The sequence below is a fragment of the Leptolyngbya sp. FACHB-60 genome (assembly GCF_014695775.1).
Taxonomy (GTDB): domain Bacteria; phylum Cyanobacteriota; class Cyanobacteriia; order Phormidesmidales; family Phormidesmidaceae; genus Nodosilinea.
In genome coordinates this window covers 1-10958 of sequence record NZ_JACJOX010000017.1, presented here as the reverse complement: position 1 = coordinate 10958, position 10958 = coordinate 1, and the positions used below count along the sequence as shown (strand labels likewise).

Genomic DNA, 10958 nt, shown 5'->3' with positions numbered 1-10958 from the left:
GAGGCTGCTTTGTTCGCGAGGCAACGGCCCGGTACAGTAAACAAGTAATGCTGTTAGCGAGATAGGGCCATGGTGGTGTACGTGCTGTTGTTTAATGCCCGCACCGACAACGAGGGCATTCATGCCGAAACCATGAACGGGGAGAACATCATCTTGATGTTTGAGCATGAGGACGACGCCATCCGCTATGCCTTGATGCTGGAGGCCCAAGATTTTCCAGAGGCCACCGTGGAGGGGTTTGACCAGGCTGAAATTGAAGAGTTTTGCGAATCGGCTGGGTACGGCTATCGCCTGGTACCTGAAGGCACTTTGGCGGTTCCCCCTGATCAAACCCTCGAGCAAACTACCTGGGACCCCGACAATCCTGACGCCGTTGCTCCGCTTGCCGACAGTGTTCCGTCTACCGACGACAACGGGCTTTCTCAAGCTGAGCTAGACCGGATGCGCCAGCAGCTTGAGAAACTGCTCTAGGGTCACGGGCCATGTCAACTCCGATCTCAACCCTGATTGCCCAGGCCCGCCAGGGCGATGCCCGCGCGATCGCCCACTTGCTGACTCCCTCTTTGGCCACCGGTGTGGTCGCTCGTGGCCAGTGGCGGGGCACCACGCTCCACCTCGATCTGGAGGCCGATACCGATATCCATCAAAATCTGGTGGTGCCTCACATTCGCCGGGGGATGATGCGCCTGGGGTTAACTTGCCCGATTGATAGCGTGCGGGTTTCTGGGCGACGCATCGGTGCTGACACCGCCGACTGGCAAGAATCCTTTAGTCTCAAGGGCGCGTCTGGCCAAACGGATGCTCAAGTTCAGGCTGGAGCAGCTGAGGGCGCTGGCGGCGCGACATTGCCTCCACCTGCTACCGCAGAGAACGCTGGGCCAGCGGTACTGTCTCACGATTCCTCGGCTGGGGCAGCGGTTCCCTCGTCTACGGACAGCTTGCCGCGATCGCCCTCTGATTTCGGCAAGAACAAGGCGGGTTTGTCAGACGCAACCCTGGTCGTGCTGACTCACCTGGTGCCGCTGGTGAGCTATCTGGCGATCGGGAGTCAGTGGCTAGGGGGATGGCCGCTGTTTTGGGGCAGTTCGTTTTTGCTGCCCTGGCGGGTGGTGGCACCGCTAGCGCTGCTTTTAGTGAAAGGAACGGGGCCTTCATCTAACCCCGACGCTGCCCCCAATGCTGCCTTTGTGCAGAGCCAGGCCAAAGCGGCCCTGAACTTTCAGCTGACGATGCTGATTGCTTGGATCGTGACCATTGCGCTGATGTTTATTTTGGTGGGCTTTTTGCTGGTGGTGCCCCTGGCCCTGATCGAAATCGTCAGCTGCATTGTATCGGCGACTCAGGCTGCCGAGGGCAAGCCCGTCCGCTATGGGGTAGCGATTCGGTTTGTGCGCTAGGCCCACCATCCCTTACATTGGCGGCAATGTATATGCTTTCTGGATGCTGCCTGTGACCGCCAATTCTTCCCTTGTCAACCCTGCCGATCGCGGCCACTTGTTAACCGAGCAAGCCAACCCCCGTAGCGCTCAGCTCGATCGGCTCAGCGTTTTGGAACTGGTCGATCTGTTTAACCGCGAAGACCAGCACACGCTAGCCGCGATCGCCGGAGCTAGGGAGGCGATCGCGGCGGCGATCGATGCCGCTACCGAGTCGCTGCGGCAGGGGGGGCGACTGTTTTATGTGGGCGCGGGCACCAGCGGTCGTCTGGGAGTGCTCGATGCCGCAGAGTGCCCGCCCACCTTTTGCACCCCGCCCGATCTCGTGCAGGGCATTATCGCGGGGGGAGCCGGGGCGCTGGTAAAAAGCTCTGAGGGACTGGAGGATATTGCCGAAGACGGGGCCGCGGCAATCACCGAGCGCAACGTGCAATCCCACGATGTAGTGGTGGGCATTACTGCTGGGGGCACGACGCCCTACGTGCAGGGGGCGATCGCCGCGGCCAATCGGCGCGGTGCTACCACAGCGTTTATGGCCTGCGTGCCCGCTGACCAGGTGCCCACCGAGGCCGACATTGACATTCGCCTGCTGGTCGGCCCAGAGCTGCTCGCGGGCTCGACCCGGCTGAAGGCAGGCACCGCCACAAAAATGGCCCTCAACATTCTTTCGACGGGGGTGATGGTGCGCCTGGGGAAAGTCTATGGCAATCGCATGGTCGATGTGGCGGTGACCAATACCAAACTGCGCGATCGCGCCCTGCGCATTCTCTGCGACCTGACTGACCTCGATCGTGAGGCCGCCGCTGACCTGCTCGATCGCAGCAACCAGCAGGTCAAACTGGCCCTGACAATGCACCTAGGCAACCTCGATGCCCAGGCGGCGGCTGAGCGCCTAGCCCAGCACCAGGGGCAGCTGCGGCAAGCTTTGGCCGCTGGTGCTGAGGGGTGAGGCGAGGCCTAAACCTTGGAGAACAGTTCGGGGTGAGGCGGTTCGGCTTCGTCTAACCAAGCGCGATCGAAGCAAGTGCCTTCAATCTGAGCGAGCCCCAGGGTCGTACCCCGCAGGTTAGCGCCGGTGAGGTCGGCACCACGCAGGTCAGCCTTGGTAAAGTCGGCACCGCGCAAATCGGCGTAGCTGAGGTTGGCGTTGCGTAGGTCAGCGCCGATCAGTGTGCTGTAGTGCAGAGTGGCCAGGCGTAAGTCGCTACAGCGCAGGTTGGCCCTCGTCAGGTTGACCCGGCTGAGCTCAGCCCGAATCAAAACCGCCCGAGCTAGGTCAGCATCCTCCAGATCGGCATCTTCCAAATTGGCACGCCACAGATTACAGCCGCCCAGTTTAGCCCCGGCCAGCATGGCCCGGTGTAGATTGATCGAGACTAGGTTGGCCTGGCTCAGATCGATGCCGGGCAGCTCTAATCCAGGCATCCATGCCTCATGGAAGTCGAGATGGCTAAAATCGCGGCGACCAGTGGCATACAGATCCAATACCTGGGCCATGGTGATGGATTGAGAATCCATAGGACTGTTTTTACCCATCAGACAACACTCCAACCGTTTTTGCCGCTCAAGGGCAGCTGATTTCTCACACGCTTGCGGCTCAAGACTCAATACGTTGCTAATTGTTACGCTATTGTAAATTAATGTAACAATTACTCATTTCAATTGCAAGCACAGCGAAAGACGCTGACCCCTGCCACAGACGCTGTCAGTATCTTGAAATCGGCAAAGAGCTTTGGTTGTCTTGGGTTTGAGAGAAAGCTTTAGGAGGCGTTGCTCGGCAGGGCGCTTTGGCCTGGATTGGTGAACCTGCGTTAGCGGATAAAAGACTCGTTTTGAGCCAGTTCACACGGTTTTTGCCTCTACCTCTGCCTACCTTTCCTATAGCCTATTCGGCGCTGGATCTACTCAGCACCGGGCGTCTCAGCGACAACCTCTATCCTGTCAGGCTGGCTAAACAGACCAAACAGGGGGCCGACCAGTGCCCCAATGGCAAAGCCGCCAGCGTGGGCCCAGTAGGCAATGCCGCCGCTTTCCATGCCGATCATGGCCGGGGCTCCGAGGCTGGCGACGCCGTAGAAGGCTTGCTGCACAAACCAAATGCCCAGGTAAAACAAAGCCGGAATTCTCAGCGGTAGAGGGAACGGCCCTAGGGGTACCAAAGTGAGAATGCGCACCTCTGGGAAGCGAAAGATGTAAGCTCCCATGACACCGGCGATCGCGCCACTCGCCCCCAAAGACGGAATCTCTGAACCCATAGCAAAGAACCATTGAGCCAGGTTGGCCAGCACGCCGCACAGCAGGTAAAACACCAAAAACCGCCCGTGCCCCATCTGGTCTTCGACGTTGTTGCCAAAAATCCACAGGTAGAGCATGTTGCCAGCCACGTGCAAAAAGCCACCGTGGAGAAACTGGCTGGTCACTATCGTCAGCCATTCTTCGGCGTTGGGGGCCGATACTCCCGTGGTTAGGCTAGTAGAAAGCTCGTCGGGCACCAAGGCCCAGCTGTGAAAAAAATCAGTCAATCCGTAGGCGGGCAGGCTGAGCTCATAGACAAAAATGACTAGGTTGAGCGCAATTAGTCCGTAGGTGACGTAGGGAGTACGCTGACCTGGGTTGTAGTCTTTTAGGGGTACCACCAGTTACCTCGCAAATAGTGCTGGAGACAAAGACACTATTACAGAGTGTTTAGGAAATGAAAATCTGTCTCTGGTTGGCCTTTGCGTCAGATCTAGCGACCTGCCGGTAACAGAATTAGCCCGGTATGTGGTGATCGTGGGCCGTAGTTGCCGTGCCTGAAAGCTACTTAGATTTTGAATGGGAGGCTTGAGAATGCGATCGCTGGCCACCGACATAGATAGCTAAACTCAGGAAGGGCACAAAACCTGCTCTCACTGTCCGTTTTGGGCAAAGGTATAGAGCCGACGATCCAGAGGGACTGCTGTCTGCTCGGCAACACAATTTTCTACACTGGGATTAGGGGCTGGGGCACAGCACTATTTCCTGGTCCTACCCTTCGTCATCATGCCCTCAAACAGCTATGACTAAACTCTTCACTTCTCGCGCTGGGCTAGTGGTGTCGCTGTCATTGGGCACGCTGCTCTCCTGCTGCATTGGCGCTCCTGGCCCGCAAGGCATGCCCAAGGCTGGCAACGGCGAAGCGGCGGCAGCGGTGCCCGCTGACCCTTGGCATGGGGCTATCAGTGAGGCCAACCGAGCCAGCCAGCTAGCGGCAACTGCTGCGACTGCGACTCAGTGGCAGCAGGTGGCCGGGGCTTGGGGGCGATCGCTGACTCTGCTGCAAACTCTCCCTGCCGATGATCCCCGCCATGTCTTTAGCCAGCGCAAGGCTCGCGAATATCGGCAAAATTTGCTGCTGGCTTACCAAAAAGCCGAGCAGCAGGGGTTACCCCGTGCTTTCCCGGCCTTGGGCAGCGATGTGCTAGACGAGCAGGTCAGCCTGTATCGAGCCTATGTTGCAGCCCAGGGACCGCCGGACGTGCTGATTGTGGGCAGTTCGCGATCGCTACAAGGCATTGACCCCCAGGTGCTACAACAGGCGCTAGCGGTGGAAGGCTACCCCGGTCTGCGGGTGTACAACTTTAGCGTTAACGGTGCCACGGCCCAGGTGGTGAGCTTTGTCACCCGGCAACTGTTGGGTACCGACCTGCACCCTCGACTCATTGTCTGGGCTGAAGGCTCCCGCGCCTTCAACAGCGGCCGATTTGACCGCACCTTTGCCGAAATTTTGGCATCTCCAGGTTACGCCGCTGTGCAGGAGGGAGCAAAGTTGACCCTGCAAGCACAGGCCCCTCTGGCTTCTGCCCCCGAAGATCTCGCCGAGGCGTCTACTGAAACCGCCGCATCTCCTGAAACCGCGGAGGATTCTGAAGGAGCTGAAGCGTCTGAACCAGTCGTTGAAGATGGGACTGAGTCTGCTGAAGAGTCTGAGGAAGCCGCTGAAGAATCTACTAAAACTCCCGACGACGCTTTAGAAATTGCCTCTGAAACAGCCGTCGCAAGCTATGGAACGGTACCGCTGACCCCAATCAACTCCCAAGGTTTTTTAGCCGTTAACGATCAGTTCAACCCGACGACTTATTACCGCCGCTTTCCTCGGGTGCGCGGCCAGTACGACGATTCCTACCGCGCCTTTCGCCTTGAGGGGGTACAGACCCTGTCTTTGGCGGCGATGACTCAGTTTTTGCAGAGCCAAGGCATTCCATTAGTGTTTGTGAATTTGCCCCTGAGTAACGACTACCTAGACGGGGCACGTACGCCTTACGAGCGGCAGTTTCAACGGTTTTTGCAGACCTGGGCTAACCAAGGTGCCTTTACCCTGGTAGATCGGTTAGAGGAGTGGCGCTGGCAGTCTCACCTGTTTGCTGACCCCAGCCATGTCAACCTCTATGGGGCGCGGGAGATGGCCCGGCTGATAGCTGCCGATCGCCGCATTCCCTGGCCCCAGGCCGAGTCGCCCGACGAGGCCGACACCCCAACTGAAGCTGAGACGGAAAGCTCTGACGATTCACCTTCAGTCGGAGAGTGATCACCGTGGGACAGCGCTAGAAGTCCTTGGTTTTCTGCCACTCGGCTAGATCGCTGGGCGTGTTGACGTTGGCGAACATGGCTTCATCGATGTCCGGGATAGGGGCGATCGCCTGCTGATTCAGCCAGGCTTGCAGCGATCGCCCGCCGGTACTCGCATACTGCTTCAAAGACTCTAACGCCGTAACTCGATAAAACCCGCACAGCGGTTCCCATCGCTGCTGGCGTTTGGGTAAGTAAGCTAAGTGTTGCGGTTCCAGATGGTCTAATTCGTCGCGCCAGGTGGCTAGCACCGCTGCCGAAAGGTTGGGCATATCGCAGGCTAAGGTCAGCACCCAGGCCGGTGGATCCTCCTGTTTGGTTCGCAGAACGCTTAGGGCTGTAATGAGCGCCATCAGCGGCCCCTGAAAAGTACCGGCTTGTCCTGGACTTGTGGCCTCTGCGATAAAACCGACCGTATTGGGCAAAGCAGGCTGATAGCGATCGGGCCAGGGGGTAACGATATACACGCGATCGCTACATTGCAGGGCGACCCGACAGGTGCGCTGAATCAGCGTTTCTTCACCAACTGCGATCAGAGCTTTGTCGTGCCCCATCCGCGAGCTGCGGCCCCCCGCCAAAATCACGGTAGCCAGGGAGGTCATCTCATCTCGGCCCTAAGCATCAATTTCGACTCGCTTAATGCGGGCGGTGTGCCCCGATTTAATGTGTACCTGAGTTTTGGGAATCCCCAATGCCTGGGCTAGCAGGACAATCAGCTCTAGGCTGGCCTTGCCATCCTGAGGTGGGGCTTTGAGGTGGAGTAGCCAGCTGCCGTCGTCGAGACAGATAGCTTTTTGCTGCTTGGCGTTGGGCTTCACCCGCACTGTCAGCACCGTCATGCTTTGCTCTGAGTTATGGCACCCTGGGCAACCTTGCGCAGCCGGGCGGCATCGGCCCAAACCAGGCCCTTAGAGAAGTAGATGACCCCAGTGAGAAAGGCTAAGACCATATAAAACAGACGAATACCCCATCCGGCCCCGTCAAAAATCATTGAAAATACGCCTGGCTCAATACCGCTGAAGCGGGTGAGCTCAGAACGAAACCACTTTTGGTCTTCAACCATGCGCTGTAGCTCGGACACAGTGGCAGGCAGGATGGGCATGCGAGTCGTGGTGGTGTAGTAGCCCCAAAATCCCTGACTGCCGCCTTCGCTGGCGAGCGCTTGGTTGGCCAGCGCCGTAATTTCTTGGCGAGACAGGTTTGACTCAGCGGTAAGCTGGCTCAGCCACAGGTGATGCCGCAGCCAGTAGCTGCTAAAAAACACCAGCGGTAGCACTACAACCAACGCAATCGACTTAATGGCTAGGGAGGTTTTGGCGACCAAGTGACGAGAGGCTGCTCCCAGCCCCCAGCCCAAAAAAGCAAATAATATGACGACGCTCAGCTCAACAATTTCAAGGCTTTTGAGCCAGCCACCCAAAATCGGAATGGGGTGCAAAAACGCCTCCGCCGCCCAAGTAATGAAAAACCGTGCTGCGAGAATGGCAGTGGTAATGGCAATAACCGTCAGCAAATACCGAGACACATTGGCTGAGGGGCGCGGGATGGGCATGGTTAGGAATGACGAAAACAGGGCAGGGGGCAATAATGCCCTTAATCATAATGGTGATTCAATGTTTGGCTTTTAATCGAGAAGAAAAGATTGGTTGTCTAGACAATGCTAAAGCTAGCTGGCTCTCTCCAGCTGATGGGAGGCAAAGGCTCCTTTTTCAGTCACGATCGCCGTAATTAAACGAGCTGGGGTAATGTCTGAGGCGGGGTTATAAAATTCTGCGCCATTGGGAGACGTGACGCGATCGCCCATTTGGTAAATCTCCTCAGGGGGGTGTTCTGCGATCGCCATGCCCTCTCCACTGGCAACCGTGAGGTCGATGGTCGATACCGGGGCCGCCACCACAAAGGGAATGTCATGGGCTTTGGCCATCACGGCCAAGCTGTAGGTGCCAATTTTGCTCAGGGTGTCACCGTTAGCAGCAATGCGATCGGCCCCGGCCAGCACTCCGTGGATTAGCCCCCGCTGCATGCAGTGGGCCGCCATGCTGTCGGTCACTACCGTCACGGGGATGCCTTCCTGTATGCACTCCCAGGCGGTGAGGCGCGAGCCTTGAAAGGTTGGTCGGGTTTCGGCGGCATAGATGCGCTCTAGTCGGCCCGCTTGCCAGAGCGATCGCATGATACCCAACGACGTGCCATAGCCCGAAGTCGCCAGCGCCCCATGGTTGCAGTGGGTCAGTAGGGTCAGCTTCGCCGGGCTTTCCGGCAGCACCGCAATGCCGTGGTCGCCAATAGCGTGGCACAGACTAAAATCCTCTGCCTGCATTGCCTGAGCCTGGGCTAAGAGCTGACCCCTGACCACCTCAATAGCATCGCTGGAGTGGTGAGCCACCGCCAGCATCCTTTCCATCGCCCACTGGAGGTGGGCCTTGTCGGGCCGGGTCTGCTTAAACTGGTCGCCGATCGCCTCCAGCCGCTCCCAAAAAGCAATGGGGTCGTCGGTGTGAATTTCGGTCGCCCCTAAGTACAAGCCGTAGGCGGCCGCGAGCCCCATGGCCGAACCGCCCTGGACAATGCCCGATCGCAGCGATCGCACCACATCGTCGCAGCGGCGAATCGACACAATGTTGTAGCGCTCCGGCAGCTGTCGCTGGTCAATGAGCACCAGGTGATCGTCTTGCCACACCACCGGATAAACGTGGGTATCGCTAGGAGCCATCATCACAGTTTCGACGCAATAAAGGGCAGCCGCTCAGCCAATGACATTCAGTATGGGAGTTTCTGAGCCCCTGTCAATGCAGTCACCATCTGTGAACCAGCGGATGGGTGGCTAATTGGTCGGCTCTGTCTGTAGATCACCGCTGTTGGGGCACGGCGCACAGCCCGCGAAGCCTAGGTGAGGATAAGCCAAAGTGGCAAGATCCAAGCTTATTGGGATCTTTTTCATTCTTCGCTTTTCTATTTTCGGTCTTTTGCCATACCTCAGTTCCTTTACCTTGGGAGAGCACAAGCCTCCCTGGCCTGCTTCACGATCAAACTGTGCCTCTAGTTTTTGGGGAGAAGAGCGTATGGTAAGGCGATTGCTACTGGCGACAATTTGGATTGGATTTGTAGGCTATACCCTCTGGCTGGCCCCGCTCGATCAACCGTTCACTTGGTTCTTTGCCCACAACCTAGTGACGTTGCAGTGGGGCGAAATCAATGCCTATCTCATGGCCATCTTCTGGATGATGGGAGTCTGGCCGATGATCTATGCCTGCTTGATGTTTGCCGATGGTCGCATGCAGAATTTTCCAGCATGGCCCTTTTTTATTGCCTCAAATTTAAGTGGAGTGATTGGTTTGCTCCCTTACCTGCTGATGCGGCAGCGCAACCAGTCTTTTCGCGACAAAAAAGACTACTGGCTTGACCTCTTGGATCGGCGCTCTACAGGTGTTGTGCTGTTGTTGACTACCCTGGCGCTGATTGCTTTTTCGATTATTGTTGGAGACTGGAACGACTATGTGGCACAGTTTCACAGCTACGCCTTTGTGCACTTGATCTCCCTAGACTTTTGCCTGATGGGTCTGATCTTTCCGCTGACGTCGCTGCTTGACGATGACATGCAGCGACGAGGGGTTTATCGGCCCGAGAGATTTTGGGTGATTGCCTTGATTCCATTGTTTGGCCCATTGCTCTATCTGTGTTGGCGGCCGGCGCTGCCCACCCTAGCGTCAACCCAAGAGACGGTCAGCAGCAGCAGTTTTTTCGAGGCTCTATGATGCGTTTTTGATCCAGTTGATGTAGCTTTGGCCGTTTTGGCCTACCAACGCTCAGTCGTCCTCAAGATATCCTATGGCTACCTATGTGATTACCGGTGCCAATCGCGGCATTGGCTACGAATATTGTCGGCAGCTCCAGCAGCGGGGCGATCGCGTCATTGCCGTCTGCCGTCAGCCCTCGGATGAGCTAACAGCCCTGGGGGTGCCGCTAGAAACGGGCATTGACCTCACCGATGAGGCTGCCGTCGCTGATTTGGCCCAGCGGCTCAAGGGCACCGCGATCGATGTGCTGATCAACAATGCCGGTATTGTGGAGCGCGTCACCCTAGACAATCTGGATTTTGACAGCATTCGGCGGCAGTTTGAGGTGAATGCGATCGCCCCGCTACGGCTGACAGCGGCACTGCTGCCTCAGCTGAGCGATGGGTCAAAGGTGGCAATTATGACCAGCCGCATGGGGTCAATCGCCGACAATACCTCCGGTGGCTCCTACGGCTATCGCATGTCGAAGGTGGCGCTGTCGATGGCGGGCAAGTCGTTAGCCCACGACCTCCATCCCAAAGGCATTGCCGTGGCAATTTTGCACCCAGGACTGGTGCAGACCCGCATGACGGGCTTTACCAATAGCGGCATCACTCCAGAAGAATCGGTCAAAGGTCTGCTAGCCCGCATCGACGAGCTAACTCTGGAAAACTCCGGCACCTTCTGGCACTCGAATGGAGAAGTATTGCCCTGGTAGATAAAAATCCTTCTTATCTAGGTCAGGAGTTATCGCTCTTCAATGACTCTAGACGGAGGAAAGTAGTTGTGAGGTCGGTAGAGACGCGCCTGGAAACAGATTCATAAGCCCAATGAGCGCCTGAAAACCTTTTTCCAACTGAGGAACGGGGAACACCTCCAGCCAAGGTTGGAGCAGATTCGAACTCACTCAGGGCAACAGAATGAGGCGAAGGTTATTGAGCCAGTTCTTCCATCCATTCCCTGCATCCCAGGCTGAATGTTGGGTAAACGACGAGACCACACCGGAGTCATCTCGTCCTGGGGGACTAATCCCGTCAGGACGCATCGGTGGCGTGTGCAAGGTGACCATCCAATAGGCGCTCATGACAATCTCCCACCACTTTTCAATCGCAGCATAGTCAGTCACGCGAAAGTCAGCCCATCCGAGTTCATTTTTGCT

At 57.1% G+C, this 10958-nt stretch carries 12 protein-coding genes and 1 pseudogene; 6 read left to right on the top strand and 7 right to left on the bottom strand.

Annotated elements, in window-relative coordinates:
* Window positions 1-69 precede the first annotated feature (69 nt).
* Genes H6F57_RS04860 through murQ form a run of 3 tightly spaced genes read left to right on the top strand, consistent with a single transcriptional unit; the run spans window position 70 to window position 2385 of the window.
* Window positions 70-471 (top strand): DUF3110 domain-containing protein, encoded by a 402-nt coding sequence (locus tag H6F57_RS04860; RefSeq protein WP_190628046.1) that lies wholly within the window; start codon window positions 70-72, stop codon window positions 469-471.
* Window positions 472-482: 11 nt separating this feature from the next.
* Window positions 483-1397, top strand: a complete 915-nt coding sequence (locus H6F57_RS04855; protein WP_190628048.1) for a DUF4870 domain-containing protein — start codon at window positions 483-485, stop codon at window positions 1395-1397.
* A gap of 43 nt (window positions 1398-1440) precedes the next feature.
* On the top strand, window positions 1441-2385 hold the full coding sequence (murQ, locus tag H6F57_RS04850) for an N-acetylmuramic acid 6-phosphate etherase (protein ID WP_190628050.1): 945 nt from the start codon (window positions 1441-1443) through the stop codon (window positions 2383-2385).
* A gap of 8 nt (window positions 2386-2393) precedes the next feature.
* On the opposite strand, the gene H6F57_RS04845 is transcribed toward murQ, so the two are convergent.
* Window positions 2394-2954, bottom strand: a complete 561-nt coding sequence (locus H6F57_RS04845) for a pentapeptide repeat-containing protein (protein WP_190628052.1) — start codon at window positions 2952-2954, stop codon at window positions 2394-2396.
* A 383-nt stretch (window positions 2955-3337) separates the two neighbouring features.
* Window positions 3338-4072 carry a rhomboid family intramembrane serine protease gene (locus H6F57_RS04840; protein ID WP_190628054.1) on the bottom strand — a complete coding sequence of 245 codons (735 nt, stop codon included), beginning with the start codon at window positions 4070-4072 and terminating at the stop codon, window positions 3338-3340.
* Between the two features lie 401 nt (window positions 4073-4473).
* Between H6F57_RS04840 and H6F57_RS04835 the strand changes: the two genes are divergently transcribed.
* Window positions 4474-5982 carry a hypothetical protein gene (locus H6F57_RS04835; protein ID WP_190628055.1) on the top strand — a complete coding sequence of 503 codons (1509 nt, stop codon included), beginning with the start codon at window positions 4474-4476 and terminating at the stop codon, window positions 5980-5982.
* 16 nt (window positions 5983-5998) lie between these two features.
* On the opposite strand, the gene H6F57_RS04830 is transcribed toward H6F57_RS04835, so the two are convergent.
* From H6F57_RS04830 to mtnA, 4 genes are all read right to left on the bottom strand, one after another.
* Window positions 5999-6625 carry a molybdenum cofactor guanylyltransferase gene (locus H6F57_RS04830; protein ID WP_190628057.1) on the bottom strand — a complete coding sequence of 209 codons (627 nt, stop codon included), beginning with the start codon at window positions 6623-6625 and terminating at the stop codon, window positions 5999-6001.
* Window positions 6626-6637: 12 nt separating this feature from the next.
* On the bottom strand, window positions 6638-6862 hold the full coding sequence (locus H6F57_RS04825; protein WP_190628059.1) for a DUF167 domain-containing protein: 225 nt from the start codon (window positions 6860-6862) through the stop codon (window positions 6638-6640).
* The gene (locus tag H6F57_RS04820) at window positions 6859-7575 is read right to left on the bottom strand and encodes a hypothetical protein (RefSeq protein ID WP_190628061.1); all 717 of its coding nucleotides are present in this window, start codon (window positions 7573-7575) and stop codon (window positions 6859-6861) included. Before H6F57_RS04820 ends, H6F57_RS04825 begins: the two co-directional genes overlap by 4 nt.
* A 114-nt stretch (window positions 7576-7689) precedes the next feature.
* On the bottom strand, window positions 7690-8739 hold the full coding sequence (mtnA, locus tag H6F57_RS04815; protein ID WP_190628063.1) for an S-methyl-5-thioribose-1-phosphate isomerase: 1050 nt from the start codon (window positions 8737-8739) through the stop codon (window positions 7690-7692).
* A gap of 346 nt (window positions 8740-9085) precedes the next feature.
* Here mtnA and H6F57_RS04810 point away from each other — a divergent pair, with 346 nt between their 5' ends.
* Both H6F57_RS04810 and H6F57_RS04805 read left to right on the top strand, forming a co-directional pair.
* On the top strand, window positions 9086-9778 hold the full coding sequence (locus tag H6F57_RS04810; RefSeq protein WP_190628065.1) for a DUF2834 domain-containing protein: 693 nt from the start codon (window positions 9086-9088) through the stop codon (window positions 9776-9778).
* A 73-nt stretch (window positions 9779-9851) separates the two neighbouring features.
* Entirely contained in the window at window positions 9852-10517 is a 666-nt protein-coding gene (locus tag H6F57_RS04805; protein WP_190628066.1) for an SDR family oxidoreductase, read from the top strand.
* 48 nt (window positions 10518-10565) lie between these two features.
* Here H6F57_RS04805 and H6F57_RS27450 read toward each other — a convergent pair.
* Window positions 10566-10958 (bottom strand): annotated as a pseudogene (locus H6F57_RS27450) (IS701 family transposase); the annotation flags it as partial.

Coding starts and splice junctions, on each gene's coding strand:
- H6F57_RS04855 (WP_190628048.1), top strand. CDS start 483: ATGTCAACTCCGATCTCAACCCTGATTGCCCAGGCCCGCCAGGGCGAT.
- H6F57_RS04825 (WP_190628059.1), bottom strand. CDS start 6,862: ATGACGGTGCTGACAGTGCGGGTGAAGCCCAACGCCAAGCAGCAAAAA.
- murQ (WP_190628050.1), top strand. CDS start 1,441: ATGCTGCCTGTGACCGCCAATTCTTCCCTTGTCAACCCTGCCGATCGC.
- H6F57_RS04860 (WP_190628046.1), top strand. CDS start 70: ATGGTGGTGTACGTGCTGTTGTTTAATGCCCGCACCGACAACGAGGGC.
- H6F57_RS04835 (WP_190628055.1), top strand. CDS start 4,474: ATGACTAAACTCTTCACTTCTCGCGCTGGGCTAGTGGTGTCGCTGTCA.
- H6F57_RS04830 (WP_190628057.1), bottom strand. CDS start 6,625: ATGACCTCCCTGGCTACCGTGATTTTGGCGGGGGGCCGCAGCTCGCGG.
- H6F57_RS04845 (WP_190628052.1), bottom strand. CDS start 2,954: ATGGATTCTCAATCCATCACCATGGCCCAGGTATTGGATCTGTATGCC.
- H6F57_RS04820 (WP_190628061.1), bottom strand. CDS start 7,575: ATGCCCATCCCGCGCCCCTCAGCCAATGTGTCTCGGTATTTGCTGACG.
- mtnA (WP_190628063.1), bottom strand. CDS start 8,739: ATGATGGCTCCTAGCGATACCCACGTTTATCCGGTGGTGTGGCAAGAC.
- H6F57_RS04805 (WP_190628066.1), top strand. CDS start 9,852: ATGGCTACCTATGTGATTACCGGTGCCAATCGCGGCATTGGCTACGAA.
- H6F57_RS04810 (WP_190628065.1), top strand. CDS start 9,086: ATGGTAAGGCGATTGCTACTGGCGACAATTTGGATTGGATTTGTAGGC.